This window comes from Paenibacillus wynnii (assembly GCF_030812855.1).
GTDB lineage: Bacteria > Bacillota > Bacilli > Paenibacillales > Paenibacillaceae > Paenibacillus_AQ > Paenibacillus_AQ wynnii_A.
Genome location: NZ_JAUSTK010000001.1, coordinates 242,279 through 258,153, shown reverse-complemented (window position 1 = coordinate 258,153; position 15,875 = coordinate 242,279). Strand labels below are relative to the sequence as shown.

The following is a 15,875-nucleotide window of genomic DNA, read 5'->3' as shown; positions in this document are numbered from 1 at the left end:
TTTTGTGCGTTATAAAGACAGAGATTAGCTCCTGAATTTCGTATCAGCAAGAATAGACTCTGGCCTCGTAAGGTCTTAGCATCTCTATCTCAGAAGAAGATTCCTCGTAATTACTTATAATGAGTCTGCTAACGGTTTCTAATTCTGCTGGCAGATCAACCCTTTGTGGAGTATCGCTGAAATTAAGCAGCACTAACCACTTCTCGTTATCCAAAGACCGGGTGTAGGCATACAGATATTCATGCTCCGGTAGCAATAATTCGTATTTACCATACACCATAATCGGATTCTCTTTGCGCAGTTTGATCAGCTGTTGGTAATAATAAAATATGGATTCAGGATCTGCTAACGCTTGCTCTACGTTAATTTCATTGTAGTTAGGATTAAGCTTTAGCCACGGAGTCCCTTCTGTAAAACCCGCATTTGCCGACGCATTCCATTGCATAGGGGTTCTGGCGTTATCACGACCCTTGACATGGATAGCATTCAATATCGTTTCATGATCCGCTCCGCCTTCGGTTACTTTTTCACGATACATATTATGAGTCTCGATATCCTGGTAATCTTCAAGTACTGAGAATTTCACATTCGTCATGCCGATTTCTTCACCTTGATAAATATACGGAGTTCCCTTTAGGGTATGCAGCAGAGTAGCCAGCATTTTGGCCGATATCACACGGTATTGTCCATCATTTCCGAACCGGGATACCATCCGCGGTTGATCATGATTATTCAGATAAAGACTGTTCCAGCCCTGCTCGGCAAGTCCGCTCTGCCATTTGTGGAGAATGCTGCGCAAATTAATCAGCGTCCAAGGGACCACGTCCCATTTACCCCCGGGGCCTGAATCCACATCCATATGCTCGAATTGGAACACCATTTGCAGTTCCTTACGGTCCTCCCCTGTATACAAAATAGCATCGTCTACGGTTGCACCCGGAGTCTCGCCGACAGTCATAATGTCATATTTAGAAAGAACCTGCTCATTCATTTCCTGCAAATAATCGTGCACATGCGGGCCATTCATGAAATATTGTCCGCCCCAGTCCAGCTCTTCTTCTCCGGCCGAAGGAAGACCGGGAGTCTTGGAGATCAGATTAATGACGTCCATCCGCAACCCATCCACACCTTTATCGAGCCAAAAACTTATCATCTTATAAAGCGCTTCGCGTAAGCGCGGATTCTCCCAGTTAAGATCAGGCTGCTTGCGTGAGAACAGGTGGAGGTAGTATTCACCAGTCGTTTCATCAAGCTCCCATGCAGGACCACTGAAGATGGAACTCCAGTTATTAGGCAGTCTGCCATCAGGTTGGGCTGGACGCCAAATGTAGTAATCACGGTAAGGATTGTCTTTAGAGGAACGTGACTCCGCGAACCAAGCATGTTCATCAGAGGAATGGTTAATTACCAGATCCATCATTAATTTGATGCCGCGGTCGTGCAGGCCTGCAAGCAGTTCCTCCCAGTCCTTCAAGGTGCCGAATTCATCCATGATATCCTCATAGTCGCTGATGTCATAACCGTTATCATCATTGGGCGACTTGTAAACCGGTGATAACCAGACCACATCGACACCAAGCTTCTGCAGGTAATCCAGCCGAGAGATAATTCCACGTAGATCACCTATTCCATCACCATTACTGTCCATGAAGCTGCGAGGGTAAATTTGATAGACTACGGCTTCTTTCCAAAAGGCTTTATTCATTTGTTAGTCACTCCTTTTTATTTATGTAAAAAAAGAAACCCGAAACCTAAGCCCCGGGTCTAATCGTTAGAAAGTTACACCGTAACAGAGGCGCCTGGGGCAGTAACACTGCTCAAGCCGTTAACCGTAAATTCCTTGTCGTAAATCGTGATGTAAGCCGGTACTTCAGTTTCATTCGAAACTGTGACATTGAGATCGGTAACACTTACTTTAAGACGTGTGCCGCGGAACATGATTTTGAAGGAATATGATTTCCAGTGGCCCGGGTTCGAAGGCTTCAATGATAATCTGCCATCATGGACGCGAAGTCCGCCGAAGCCGTGTACGATAGACATCCAAGTCCCGGCCATACTAGTAGAATGACAGCCGTCTTCAGTATCATTGTTATAATTATCGAGATCCAGTCTCGAAGTGCGGAGATACATTTCATAAGCCTTCTCTTTGTAACCGAGTTCGCAGGCAAGAATTGCATGGATACAAGGGGAGAGAGAGGACTCATGAACCGTTATCGGCTCATAGAAATCGAAATTCCGTTTTTTCGTCTCCAGATCATAACGGTCGCCAAGGAAATACAAACCTTGTAACACATCAGCCTGTTTAATGAAGCATGAGCGCAGGATTCGATCCCAGGACCATTTTTGATTCAAAGGCAGATTCTCCGGATTTAGATCTTTCACTTGAATGATTTCTTTGTCCAGAAAACCATCCTGCTGCAGGAAAACACCTTGTTCTTCATCCGCAGGGTAATACATTTTAGCAATGATATCATTCCATTTAGAGGTTTCAGTTTCCTGAAGCTCCAGTTTTTCTAACAGCTCAGCATACCGTGTGTTTTCATTTTCTTGCAGATAAGCGAGAGCTTCCAAAGTATATTCCATCGTCCAAGAAGCCATCCGGTTGCTATACCAGTTATTATTGACATTGTTTTCGTATTCGTTCGGTCCGGTTACACCTAGCATGACATACTTGTCTTTATGAGAAACATAATGAACACGTTCTTCCCAGAAACGTGAGATCTCCACAAGTACCTCAAGCCCATATTGTCCTAGATAGGCTTTGTCTCCGGTGTAATTCACATAGTTGAAAATGGCGTAAGCGATAGCACCGTTCCGGTGAATCTCCTCGAAGGTAATTTCCCACTCGTTATGGCATTCTTCACCGTTCATCGTTACCATTGGGTACAAGGCGCCTTTAGTGAAGCCGAGCTTGCGGGCATTTTCTTTTGCTTTTTCAAGATGCTTGTATCGGTAAATCAACAGGTTGCGTGCAATGGAGGAGTCAGCCGTACTGAGATAGAAAGGCACACAATAGGCTTCTGTATCCCAATAGGTGCTGCCGCCGTATTTTTCACCCGTAAAGCCCTTCGGTCCGATGTTCAGACGGTCGTCTTCTCCGTTATATGTCTGATTCAGCTGGAAAATATTAAAGCGAATAGCCTGCTGAGCGGAAGCATCACCTTCGATGATAATGTCGCTTTCCTTCCACTTATCTCTCCATGCTTCATTTTGTTCCTTCAAAAGAGTGGAGAATCCCGCTTCTTTTGCTTGTTGAAGTGTAGTTTTGGCAACGTCAACGAGTTGGCCGAGACCATGATTTCTGGAGGTAACGTTTGAGGCATATTTATAAATAACTACCTGATCGCCTTCCTGTACGGATAGGTTGATTTTGTTCGCGACATATTTTTCCTGCTCAATAACTTCCGCTTCTGTGTTAAGCTTCTCACCGTTAACCAGAATGTCAAAAGCCATGGCTGACGTAACATGAAAGTCGAGCTTTTTCGTCTTTAAGGTGATATGACCGCCGTCAGGCCCACCCTTCTTCTCAACCTCATTCCAGAACTTTTCATCATAGTTGGAATCCTTGTTCTTGATATCCCCGTCTAGATAAGGAGTAATGGTAATATTACCTGCAAAATTCACGGGAATAACGGAGTAACGAATAGCTCCAATCTCACGGCGAACCAAGCTGACAATCCGGATGCTCTCAACTCTGACTGTCTTGCCGCCTTCAAGGGTAGCTGTGAAGCAGCGGGAGAGGGTACCTTCTTTCATATTCAGTTGACGGCGGAACTCAGAAACAGTGCTCGTAGCCAAATCTAGCTGTACACCGTCAATTTCAATGTTAATACCAATCCAGTTGGTGCTGTTAAGTACTTTGGCAAAATATTCCGGATAGCCGTTCTTCCACCAGCCTACACGGGTTTTATCAGGGTAATAAACCCCGGCCATATAACTGCCTTGAAGACTGCGACCGCTATATTGCTCCTCGAAGTTGGCCCGGCCGCCCATATAACCGTTCCCGATACTAAATACACTTTCGGAAATCTCATGAGTCTGGGAATCAAAGGATTCCTCAATAATGGACCATTCGTCGATCGTTAAATATTGTTTCACGTTAATCTCTCCTTTAATAAGTAGGGGTTTATAAACAACTATATACAATAACTCTAAAGTTACGTATGAGCGCTCCGTTGGCGGAAGGTTGTTCCGATCGCTGTTGTCCCCAGATGCTCGAATAAAAAGATTATCGGTAAGCATCTGGGGACAAAGGCGAACGCTAACGCTTCTCCACAATCCTTTCGCTCTCTACGCTACTAACGTAACTTTAGTTCTCTATATACTTTTTAAAGCAGATGGGAGTTAGAGAAACCCACATTCACTCCACTCGGATTATAATGTTCTTCAAACGCTTGCAAATGATTCTCTTAAGCGTGCCACATTCATTTGCTGCAGTGAGGGGACCACAACGTTCGCTGCTGCAAGTGTCTCCGGTGAGCCGATACCAACACTGACCATACCGGCACGGATAGCTGCTTCTATGCCTGCTTCAGCATCCTCGAATACAACACATTGTTCAGGGACCGTTTCTAAGGCTTTAGCGCCGAGCAGGAATACTTCAGGATCCGGCTTGGCGACTGATGTATGGGTTCCATCAATGATGGCATCAAAGTAAGGGGTAAGACCCGTATTGTTTAGAATCATCATAGCATTTTTACTGGCGGAGCCTAGTGCAACCCGAATTCCGTGTGCACGGCATTCCTTCAGGAAATCTAAAGCCCCTGGAAGAATTTCTGAGCTGTCCATAGTGGTGATGTATTCAACATAACGGTTATTTTTCTTCTCGGCCAGTTTTTCCTTTTCTGCATCGGTAAATGACAAGCCGCCGATTTCAAGCAGAATGTTAAGGGAAGCGACTCTGCTAACACCCTTAAGGCGTTCATTATCCTGCTCTGTAAACTGAAATCCAAGATCATCTGCAAGCTCTTTCCAAGCAATATAATGATATTTGGCTGTGTCAACGAGTACACCGTCCAGGTCAAACAAACAAGCTTTTACTTCTTTCATCAATAGAACCTCCTGTAGATTTATCTAATAAATCATTAGCGCAAACGTTTGTACAACTTTCGAAAAAATAAATGAAGCATTGAGGCTTCATTTATTATTCTGCCCGTCATTTTTTATTAAGGGAATGCATGGAAGATTCACGGATAATCAGACGGTGTGGAATAACAAATCTGTTCGTGTATCCAGCACCAATAGCCGCTTTCTGAATGCCTTGAATCAAAACTTGGGAAGCCGTGTAGCCCAGATGATAAATTCCGATATCTATGCTGCTGATCGGTGGATTGGACAATTCAGAGAGAGGGATATTATTAAAGCTGACAATGGCCAAATCTTCCGGAACACTGTATTTCAGCTCATTTAACCCGCGCAGCACCCCAAATGCTACCATATCATCGACTACAACCAGCGCAGTTGGGCGATTCGGGAGATTCATGAAAAAAGACATGGCCCGATATCCGCTATCCTGCAGAAATTCACCTTCTACTATCCATTCAGGCCGCATTTCCAGCTCACTATTCTGCATCGCCTTGCGGTATCCCTCTAGCCGGTCGCGTGAAACAATTAAGTTCTGCGGACCACTGACAAAGCCGATGCGTTCGTGTCCCATAGAGATCAGGTGATTCGTAGCGTCATACGCTGCCATCACATTATCATTATCGACAGATAGTATATTCTCATAACGGTCACTTCGTCCTACAAGAACAAAAGGATAACCGTTGTTCTCCAGAAAATCAATTACAGCATCGTCTTTACGCGAATACAGCAGAATAACGCCGTCGACGCGGCGCCCTTTCAGGAGACGAGAGGCAGCCTCAAGCTCTTCCTTTTCGTTCGCACCGGAGCTGATGAGTACATCATAGCCGGAACGGCTGGCTTGCGTGACAATACCGCGTATTAATTCCATGAAAAACAAATTAGAGAACAGCTCTTCAGCTGGTTTCGGAAGAATGATACAGATACTGTTCGTAGTCTTCGACACCAGGCTTTTAGCCATCATGTTTGGGTGATAGCCCATTTCCTCCATAATAACCTTAACCTTACGGGAAGTTTCTAAGCTGATTCTGGGATGGCCCGACAATACCCGGGACACCGTTGAAGGTGATACTCCGGCTCTCTTGGCCACATCCTTGATGGTAACTGTCATAGAAACCTCCTTATGGAACCGTTTGCTTTACACAGTAATATTAATCGAAGTATAGTTAATTGTAAATAGATAAAGTCCTTCAGAATTACAACCAGAATCGCAGTATACCAACGATGCTAATGTTTTTTTTGCATGTTGAGACTCATTCAGTAGGTCCAAAAGCCATCTCCGATAACAGACGGATGATGGCTTTTTAAGGTTGTACAATAAACGGTTACGAAAAATAACTACTATTATTAATAGACAGCCTTTAGAACCACGTAGCCGAAGGCAGGAAGCTTCACAGATAAAATGCCACGTTCAGCCCGGAGAGAAGCGTCTGTAAGGACATTTTCCCAATTTCGTTCCTCCACAGCCAATTGGAAGTGTTGGGCCGTTTCTTCAGTATTGACCAGTACGATCAGAATATCGTCACCCAGTCGGCGTTCATAAGCCAGTTTGGTTCCCTGGCGGCTCGCTTCAAGGAAGCTCATCGTTCCAGTTCGAAGTGCAGGATGACTGGCTCGGATATGAATCAATCTGCGGTAAAATTCAAACAATTCAAGATCCTGCTTATCTTTCTCCCACTCCATGCATTTACGGCAATCCGGATCTCCACCACCGTCCATTCCTACTTCATCACCGTAATAGATACAAGGCGTGCCCATAAAAGTAAACTGGAACAATGCAGCCAGCTTCTGTTTTTTCTTATCCCCTTTAGCTAGTGTAAGTAGGCGCGGGGTATCATGGCTGTCAAGCAGGTTGAATGCAACCTCACTTGCCTGCAGCGGATAACGGGAAAGCTGCTTGCCGATTGAATTAGCAAATCCCTCAGCGTCCAAATTACCGAGAACAAAGAAATCAATTACAGCACTGGTGAATGGGTAATTCATTACAGCATCAAATTTGTCACCCTCCAGCCACGGTGCGGACTCATGCCATATTTCTCCTAGAATATAGGCATCAGGATTCGCTCGTTTCACAACCTTACGGAATTCCCGCCAGAATTCATGACTTACTTCATTGGCTACATCCAACCGCCAGCCGTCAATGCCGACTTCCTTGATCCAGTATTCGGCAACCTCTAGTAAATATTGCTTAACTTCAGCATTTTCCGTATTTAACTTTGGCATCAACGGTTCAAAGGCAAAGGTATCGTAGGAGGGGATCTCCTGATCGATGGCCAGCGGAAATTGATTAACATGGAACCAGTCCTTATAGGGTGAGGCTTCTCCTTTTTCCTGAACATCTACAAATGGAGCGAAGGTTTTCCCAGCATGATTGAATACAGCGTCTAACAACACGCGAATACCGCGTTCATGGCAGGCATCAACTAGCTTTTTCAGGGTCTTAGCATCCCCAAACTGCGGATCAATACGCAAATAATCTTCCGTATCGTATTTATGGTTTGTCGTTGCAGCAAAGACGGGAGTGAAATAAATAGCGTTGATACCCAGCTCACTCAAATGGTCCAGATGATCAATAACTCCTTGAAGATCTCCACCGAAAAAACTGTCACGTTCCGGTTTGCCGCCCCACGGCTGTACATTCTCCGGGTCTAAGCTGGGATCACCGTTTGCGAATCGTTCAGGAAATATCTGATAGAAGATAGCATCCTTAACCCATGCCGGCGGAGTAAAAATGTCGCTGCGATTTATGTAGGGAAACTCGAACAGTTTTTCTGGATTCTCAGGACGATGGGGTGAAAAATCGCTTTCGGTCATCCAGATCCGCTCAAGACCCTTTTGCAGCAAAAATCCGTATTTAAGGCGGCGGTATGGAGGAACGCTCTCACAATCCCAATAATCGAACATTTCATCCGAGGTGAAAAGACTCATCGGGATCAGCTCCTTGGTCGTATCCCAGGCATATTTATCTCCAGTCCAAGCATATACCTCTGTTAAGTCCCCTTTTTTAGCCCGCAAACGCAGGTGAATGGTATTTTCATTATAAGCATAAGACCAGTTTAACCGCGGACGATGATATACAGCTTCCAGTAACATATTATTTCCTCCCAAAGTGGTGAGCTAAGGCTCCCTGTAATAAAAAACAGGCACATCAAAGCAAAGTAGCTTGCCGAGGATGTACCTGTCATAAGTAACATTGCCTTTTAATTTTGCAGTCCCCAGTCCTTAGAGGGCAGGTTTCTTGATCGATTTGGATTATAGCACGAAAAAAAAAAGGGTTCAATCTATTTTGTACAAACCATTGCACAATTATTCACAATGATTTGAGAATTTTTAAATTAATAAACGGGTAAATATCCCAGGTTTCAGGTTTGATTAGGAACTAGATATGGGATGTAATAACAAAACTGTGACTAAAGAACCTGAAAAAAACGTTCAAATCAGAGTTATCTTGCAAAAGAGCGAGTAAATCGGATATTTTCTAGCTTAAATCGGTCAAAATGCCTGAATTCAGTATGTGCAAACGTTTTTACAAACAAACAATACTGTTGTATGATGGATTCATGAATGAAGCGCTTTCTAAACTTGTTATAGCAAATACAGGTGGGATTAACGTTGAAATCAACATTTTTTTCACTCCTGCTGAAATCGTTTGCGCAAATTTGGTGAAGCGTGTTGCATGAATATTCTTGTTACATAAAACGGGAGGGGTTAACGTAATGAAGTTGAAAAAACTCATGGTTCTAACAGCGGCTTGCTCAATGGTTCTATCCATTACTGCTTGCGGCAGCAACAACAATGCCAACAATGGGGGAAATGTAGAAGCTACTAATGCACCTGCAGCGAATACAACAGAGAATGCAGGCACGAATAGCGGCAATGCAGCAGCTACAGAAGTTGTGCCAGAAGATGGCGCTACACTAACTGTATGGGAAAGTAAAGATGAAAGAAAGTTCGCAGAAGAGATTGCTAAGCAATTCACAGCAAAATATAACGTTCCAGTCAAAATTGAAGAGTTGGCACCACCCGATCAAGTAAATAGGCTTATACAAGATGGTCCATCTGGCCTGGCTGCTGACGTTGTTCTACTCCCACACGATAACTTAGGTAAAGCTGCAAGTGCGAGCGTGGTCCTTCCAAACGATATTTTCGCTGAAGAAACCAAATCCGCTAACACAGAAGCATCCATTATCGGATCCACTTTTAATAACGAATTGTATGGTTACCCAAGAGCGGCAGAAACCTATGCGCTGTACTACAATAAATCTTTGCTTAAAGAAGCTCCAAAATCATTCGATGACGTTCTTGCATTCAGCAAAACGTTCACAGATAAATCCAAGAACAGATACGGAATTATGTGGGAAGTCGGCAACTTGTACTTCAACTACATGTTCATCGCTTCCAATGGCGGATATCTCTTCGGAGATAACGGCACGAACAAAGATGATATCGGACTTAACAATGAGGGTGCAATTACCAGCCTGAAGGCCTTTGTAAAAATGAAAGAAGCTTTACCGATCAAGAGCGGTGATATCAATCCCGATATCAAACGCGGCTTATTCAACTCAGGTGACGTAGCTATGGATATTACAGGACCTTGGGAACTTGCTGGATACAAAACTGCACTTGGCGACAACCTTGGAATCGCACCAATCCCTACTATCGACGGTAAAACATCAATCACCTTCTCAGGTATCAAAATCTTTGCGGTTAATGCTTATTCTCAATATCCTAATGCTGCTAAATTGTATGCAAACTTTGCTTCGGGCAAAGACGCACAACTTCTTTTGAACAAACTTGTTGGTTCCGTTCCAACAAACAACGAAGCGTTGGCTGATCCACAAATCTCCGGAGATCCTTATGTATCTGCTTTCGCAGAACAAGCGAAAAACTCCCAACCGATGCCTTCCATTCCTGAAATGGGCAACGTATGGGCCCCTGTAAACGCAGCTCTTCCAGAAATTTGGGACAAAAATGTTGATCCTAAAGTCGCAATGGATAAAGCCGTTCAACAAATCAAAGATCTGAATAACGGTGTAGCTGCTGAGTAACAGAATGAGCTTACTACCAAGGAATTAATAGCCTATAGTGGAATCAACTTGCCCGCCGCACAAGTTAGCGGCGGGCAAGTTACTGATTCCGCGCGGAGAGGAGAACGGAAGGGAAATGCAGCGACACCGAACGAGAGCCGCAATACTGTCGACCATATTCATGGGATTGGGACAAATATATAACCGCCAATTCATCAAAGGTTTAATCTTTTTAGCTATAGAAGCTGTCAGTGTGTATTATTTTATCGGCAATCTTGGCCGGGCAATATGGGGCATTACCTCACTGGGGGATGCAGCCAGTCATTTTGAAAAGGTAAAGGGTATCTCCAAATTGGTACCTGGAGACCACTCCATCTATATCTTGATTCAGAGTTTGATTACTCTGCTCGTCTTAATCGTAATACTTATGGCCTGGTATTTGAATATTAAAGATGCTTATAAGATTGGGGTGGAGTGCGAAGCCGGTCTTCAATCGAATACGTTCAAACAAACGATTCGCTATATACTGGATTATAAATTTGCCCAATCGTTCCTAATCCTGCCGAGTATCGGTATTTTATTCTTTACCGTGATGCCGATTTTCTTCATGATCATGTTGGCATTTACCAACTATGCTGCGCCGAATCATTTGCCTCCAGCCAAATTGGTAGACTGGGTTGGGTTTGAAACCTTCCGAAACTTGCTTGTTCTCAAGACTTGGAGCCATACGTTCTATGGTGTTTTAACTTGGACAATTATCTGGGCCGTTCTATCAACCGTTACTACATATTTTGGCGGTTTACTAGTCGCTCTGTTGGTCAGCCAACGCGGCATCCGCTTCAAAGGAATGTGGAGAGTGATCCTGATTGTGCCTTATGCGGTTCCGCAGCTGATTTCCCTGCTGCTGATGCGCAATTTGTTCAACGGTCAATTTGGTCCTATTAACCAATATCTCAGATACTTCGGGATGGGTGGTCTGCCTTGGCTTACGGATCCCTTCTGGGCTAAAGTTACAGTTATTGTCGTTAACATGTGGGTAGGTATACCGGTATCCATGTTGCTTATCATGGGTGTGTTAACTACCATACCGCGGGATATGTATGAAGCTGCAGAGGTCGATGGAGCAACCGCATATCAGAAATTCCGTATTGTAACGCTGCCAATGATTCTGTTCTCGACGGCGCCTACATTGATTATGCAGTTTGCCGGCAATATCAATAACTTTAATGCGATCTTCCTGCTGACCGGCGGCAACCCGGTTAACGGTGATTATCAGTACGCAGGTTCCACGGACCTTCTCGTGACCTGGTTGTACAAATTAACACTGGATCAGAACAAGAACAATATGGCTTCCGCTATAGGGATTATAATCTTTCTCATTATCGCTTCGTTCTCCCTGTATAATTACCGCCGGACCAAATCATTTAAAGAGGAGGACATGATCCAATGAGCGGACGTAAAATTGGTAACTTTGTACGTTTGACGGCCAGTTACATTGTCTTAATTGCGCTTTCCATTGCTGCACTGTATCCGGCCGTATGGATTCTTATGGCGTCTTTCCGGCCCGGTAAGTCCTTGTACAGCAAAACGTTGATTCCCGAACAATTTACTTTGGCACATTATACTGAACTATTTACCTCGCCGGTCTATATGTTCGGAACATGGTATGCGAATACTTTCAAAATTGCCCTTTTTTCAATGTTGATTGGGGTGGTTCTTACTCTGCTGACTAGTTATGCAGTATCAAGATTCCGTTTCAGAGCCCGGAAAACTGCACTGTCGGTTGTATTGATTCTGGGAATGTTCCCGGGCTTTATGAGCATGATTGCTATCTATCTGCTCTTGAAAGAGTTCAATTTGTTAGATACTCATATCGCGCTTATTCTCGTATATGCGTCAGGCGCGCCACTCATGGGTACATTTATCGCCAAAGGCTACCTAGATACCATTCCAAGGTCTTTGGATGAGGCGGCCCGCATCGATGGCGCAAGCAACTTTGGCATCTTTACAAGAGTCATCCTGCCACTTTCTCGTCCCATGATTACTTATATGGCACTGACCCAATTTGTTGGGCCGTGGGTGGATTTTATTTTTGCAAGACTTATTCTGCGGACCAAGGAAAACTGGACGGTAGCTGTTGGGATGTGGGATATGGTTAACACCATTACGAACAGTAATTTCACACTATTCTCCGCAGGTGCCGTTATGATTTCGGTTCCGATTATGATTCTGTTCGCATTCCTGCAGCGTCTACTTGTAGATGGACTAACTGCTGGAGCCAGTAAAGGATAACGAAATTTCACGATCAATCTTCAATTCCGTAATTCGGGGTACAGCCTTATGCACTATTGAAGGGCTGTACCTTTATTTTGTCATGGGGAGAGAAAGGTATGAGAAGATCGCGCAGTTATTTGCATTTTAAATCGGTTGGTATGAAATTGTTTGTTATTTTATTCTGTACTATTGTGATTCTGTCTTCCGTACTAGGTTTGACCTCGTATTATACCGCTAAAGGGATCATTACGGATGAGGTTGCAGCGGCTTCCTCCCAATCTATCGTTCAGGCAGCGGACAAACTGGATTTTCTATTTGCTCAATATGAAGCGCTTTCGAGACAATTTGCTGTAGACTCTGTGCTAAAAGCGGATATTGAAATGGTTAATAATCCAGCCGCAGGTACGGTGAAGAAGACTGCAGCAGAAGATCGGATTCGCAGAAAGCTCGATTCTGTTAAAGGTTCAGATGACCGTTTGTTAGGAATTCGATTGGTATCCAAGAGTCTGGTAGAAGCGGAATCCTATAAATCAGCGGGCACCATCTCCCTTCGCAGTGATGAAGCTATCATGGGGAGAATGAAGCAGATTGTTGACGCAAAAGGGAACCCGGTATGGTTTCCGGTCCGGTCGAAGGGTTTTTTTGACGCGTACAACGAACCTTCTCTAACCATGGGCAGATTACTGCGGAATATCCAGCACCCAGAAGCTGAATATTATATGCTGATAGAAATTAAAGGAAAAGCCCTGACGGATGTATTATCGAATCTGCATATCGGATTAGGTGGTGAGATTCGCATACTGAATCCCGAAGGGATTATTGTGTATGGTGCGGACAATGCCTTGCTGGGCCAGACTTCTTCTATTAAAGTGGATCAAGAGCAGCTTAAGAGGGAGAACCACTCCTTTACAGCAGCGGATGATAAGGGGGACTCACAACTGGTGGTCTATCAGTCACTTAAGACTGCCAAATGGACGATGATGGGTTATGCACCTGTCAGTGATTTTACCCAATCCGCAAGTAAGCTATTGTACATAACATTATTAGTTGTGCTGGCAGCAGCGTTAATCGCAGCATTCATAGGTTACTTTCTGATGCGCCTGATCGGCCGGCCACTTGGCAAGCTGGCAGGATTGATGGAAGAAGGACAAAAAGGGAATCTTCAGGTTCGCACCCACTTTAAAAGTCAGGATGAAATTGGAAGGCTTGGGAGTAGCTTCAATCAAATGATGGAGCAGATCTCACTTCTGGCTGGGCAAAGTGGATTGTCGGCAAATGAAGTGCTGGCTACTTCAGAGCAGCTAGTATCGGCGTCCAGTGCTACATCTCTTCACGCGCGCGAGGTAGCCACAGCAACAGGTGATATTGCTTTTGGAGCAACCAGTCTCGCGGAGGAGGCAGAGAAAAGTAATCGGAACGTCGAAACCATGGGGCTTAAGATGAATGATGTGGCTGAGAATAATACGATGATGGATGCTTCGGCAGGCAAGGTTATCGGGGTCAGTAATCAGGGGTCTGAGCTGATGAAGCAATTGGTGGAGAAGAGTGAATCTTCTGTAGAAATGATGAATTTGATCGTTCAAAATGCAGACAAGTTAAGACAAAGTACGCACCTTATTCGCAGTATTCTCACTCCGATGATTGCAGTGAATAAGCAGACGAATATTTTGGCGCTTAATGCTTCTATTGAAGCGGTTAGAGCCGGTGTTGCAGGGAGAGGGTTTATCGTTATTGCAGATGAAATCCGTCAGTTGGCTAATCAATCCAGTGAATCCATTCACTCTGTCTCCCGGATTACCGATGAGATTGGGCTGGATATTGAGAATACAGTTAAGGTAGTGAATGAAGCAGCACCCCTGTTCCTTGAACAGATCACAAGCGTACGGGAATCATCAAGCATATTTGAGAGTGTGAAACAGGAGATGGAGGATTTCATTGGGCATATAGGCCAATCTTCCTTATCCATTGCCGAGCTGCTGCAGTTTCAGCGCCAGTTGGGTGAATCCATGGCGAGCGTCAGTGCAGTTGTAGAAGAGACAAGCGCCGCCACTCAAGAAGTAGCCTCTATGTCTTCTCAACAATTCATTGTGAGCGAGGAATTGGTAACCCTTTCTGCTAAACTGGAAGGATTGGCTGAATCTCTTAAGGAGTCTCTGGTTTCTTTTAACATATAAATAACTATATAAGCTGAATAAAAGACATAACAAAAAGCGAAAAGGAACGATAGGGAAATTTGGAACTGTAGGAGCGATAGCGACCGCCTTTGTATCCGGATTTCAACCGCTAAAAAGCGGATTTAATCAAAGAAATATGGAGACAACAGCGGCCGGAAGTCCAAATCTTCACGGTAGTGACGCCTGAGCCTAAAGTTAATATTTAAGTTCATCTTATATAGAAAATCTTGTTCCAAAAGCATATGAGAGGTAAACTTGAGTTCATCTTGATGATTTTGATCGCTTGTGAAAGGGTGTAATGCATTGTCTGAACGGAGTGGGAGTCTCTTTCAAAAGGTATTAATTAACGGAGACTACAGTCCCCGTTTTTTTGCCTATTATTATAAGCAGTGGAATAATTATAAAATGCAGTTTCACCATCATAACTCTACAGAAATTATGTATCTCATCTCCGGCAGTTGCACTGTGGATGTCAGGCAGATGAAAGGGAACGCGGAGAGCTACTCCATGAAGCGCGGAGAGCTCATCATTCTGGATGCTAACGTTCCGCACAGGCTTATAGTGGAGGATGGCACTCCTTGCCGAATGCTGAATGTGGAGTTTGGCTTTACGGAGTATAAGGGAGTCGCTCCATCCATCGGAAGTCTAGCCCGTGAGGAGCAGGTGGTAGCAAGGTTGCTTGGAACGCCTTTCTCAAGTCTGATCTTACCCGATCCCGAGGAAGTGTATCATGTATTGAAAAGTCTTGTACTGGAGCTAGATCAACGCGGAGCGGATGGGGGGAGCATGACTGATTTGCTCTTCTGTGAAATGCTTCTGCGAATTGCACGATTGAAGGAGGAGAAGCTGCGCAGCAGTCAGCATCCAACCGAGTTCTATGTTCGGCGAAGCATAGAATTCCTGCATCAGAATTATGACCGCAGTATCCAGGTTAAAGATATTGCTTTGGCTGTCAGTCTCCACCCCGGGTATTTGCACCGTATCTTCAAGTCACATACAGGTCGAACCATTACTGACTATTTGAATATTTTGCGAATAGAAAAATCACGAATGCTCCTGGCGAAAAGCGATATCCCTGTTGCGGAAATTGCCGATTATGTAGGGATAAGCAGCAGACAGTATTTCCATCTACTCTTCAAAAAGTATACCGGGCTAACTCCTGTGGAGTATCGCAACTCGATTGAACGTCACTCGTGGATTTATGAGGAAGGTGAATCTGGAAATTTAGGTGAGGATATTTGACACCTAAATGAGAAACAAGTCATGATATTGGTTACGCTTACCAAGGGTCCCTTGCTACAATGGACAGGAACAACCA

At 44.3% G+C, this 15,875-nt stretch carries 10 protein-coding genes; 5 read left to right on the top strand and 5 right to left on the bottom strand.

The features are described 5' to 3' along the window. Positions 1-43: 43 nt before the first annotated feature. From J2T20_RS01050 to J2T20_RS01030, 5 genes are all read right to left on the bottom strand, one after another. The gene (locus tag J2T20_RS01050; RefSeq protein WP_307584726.1) at positions 44-1,705 is read right to left on the bottom strand and encodes a glycoside hydrolase family 13 protein; all 1,662 of its coding nucleotides are present in this window, start codon (positions 1,703-1,705) and stop codon (positions 44-46) included. A gap of 74 nt (positions 1,706-1,779) precedes the next feature. Then, positions 1,780-4,098: a glycoside hydrolase family 65 protein gene (locus J2T20_RS01045; protein ID WP_307584724.1), complete on the bottom strand. Its 2,319-nt coding sequence runs from the start codon at positions 4,096-4,098 to the stop codon at positions 1,780-1,782. Between the two features lie 288 nt (positions 4,099-4,386). Beyond that, entirely contained in the window at positions 4,387-5,049 is a 663-nt protein-coding gene (pgmB, locus tag J2T20_RS01040; protein WP_307584722.1) for a beta-phosphoglucomutase, read from the bottom strand. A gap of 106 nt (positions 5,050-5,155) precedes the next feature. Continuing rightward, on the bottom strand, positions 5,156-6,193 hold the full coding sequence (locus tag J2T20_RS01035; protein WP_307584720.1) for a LacI family DNA-binding transcriptional regulator: 1,038 nt from the start codon (positions 6,191-6,193) through the stop codon (positions 5,156-5,158). 236 nt (positions 6,194-6,429) lie between these two features. Beyond that, positions 6,430-8,175, bottom strand: a complete 1,746-nt coding sequence (locus tag J2T20_RS01030) for an alpha-glycosidase (protein WP_307584718.1) — start codon at positions 8,173-8,175, stop codon at positions 6,430-6,432. A gap of 623 nt (positions 8,176-8,798) precedes the next feature. Between J2T20_RS01030 and J2T20_RS01025 the strand changes: the two genes are divergently transcribed. The 5 genes from J2T20_RS01025 to J2T20_RS01005 all read left to right on the top strand — a co-directional run bounded on the left by J2T20_RS01025 (position 8,799) and on the right by J2T20_RS01005 (position 15,799). Beyond that, positions 8,799-10,130 carry a sugar ABC transporter substrate-binding protein gene (locus tag J2T20_RS01025; RefSeq protein WP_307584716.1) on the top strand — a complete coding sequence of 444 codons (1,332 nt, stop codon included), beginning with the start codon at positions 8,799-8,801 and terminating at the stop codon, positions 10,128-10,130. A gap of 115 nt (positions 10,131-10,245) precedes the next feature. Then, entirely contained in the window at positions 10,246-11,559 is a 1,314-nt protein-coding gene (locus tag J2T20_RS01020) for a sugar ABC transporter permease (protein WP_307584714.1), read from the top strand. Continuing rightward, positions 11,556-12,401, top strand: coding sequence for a sugar ABC transporter permease (locus J2T20_RS01015; protein ID WP_307584712.1), 846 nt, complete (start codon positions 11,556-11,558; stop codon positions 12,399-12,401). The genes J2T20_RS01020 and J2T20_RS01015 overlap by 4 nt, the downstream gene beginning before the upstream one ends. A 98-nt stretch (positions 12,402-12,499) precedes the next feature. Next, positions 12,500-14,557 (top strand): methyl-accepting chemotaxis protein, encoded by a 2,058-nt coding sequence (locus tag J2T20_RS01010; protein WP_307584710.1) that lies wholly within the window; start codon positions 12,500-12,502, stop codon positions 14,555-14,557. A 303-nt stretch (positions 14,558-14,860) separates the two neighbouring features. After that, positions 14,861-15,799, top strand: coding sequence for an AraC family transcriptional regulator (locus tag J2T20_RS01005; protein WP_307584708.1), 939 nt, complete (start codon positions 14,861-14,863; stop codon positions 15,797-15,799). The last annotated feature ends 76 nt before the right edge of the window (positions 15,800-15,875 follow it).

Bases quoted from the DNA above. Each gene is read 5' to 3' on its own strand.
- J2T20_RS01050 (WP_307584726.1), bottom strand. From the start codon at position 1,705: ATGAATAAAGCCTTTTGGAAAGAAGCCGTAGTCTATCAAATTTACCCT.
- pgmB (WP_307584722.1), bottom strand. From the start codon at position 5,049: ATGAAAGAAGTAAAAGCTTGTTTGTTTGACCTGGACGGTGTACTCGTT.
- J2T20_RS01020 (WP_307584714.1), top strand. From the start codon at position 10,246: ATGCAGCGACACCGAACGAGAGCCGCAATACTGTCGACCATATTCATG.
- J2T20_RS01010 (WP_307584710.1), top strand. From the start codon at position 12,500: ATGAGAAGATCGCGCAGTTATTTGCATTTTAAATCGGTTGGTATGAAA.
- J2T20_RS01015 (WP_307584712.1), top strand. From the start codon at position 11,556: ATGAGCGGACGTAAAATTGGTAACTTTGTACGTTTGACGGCCAGTTAC.
- J2T20_RS01025 (WP_307584716.1), top strand. From the start codon at position 8,799: ATGAAGTTGAAAAAACTCATGGTTCTAACAGCGGCTTGCTCAATGGTT.
- J2T20_RS01030 (WP_307584718.1), bottom strand. From the start codon at position 8,175: ATGTTACTGGAAGCTGTATATCATCGTCCGCGGTTAAACTGGTCTTAT.
- J2T20_RS01035 (WP_307584720.1), bottom strand. From the start codon at position 6,193: ATGACAGTTACCATCAAGGATGTGGCCAAGAGAGCCGGAGTATCACCT.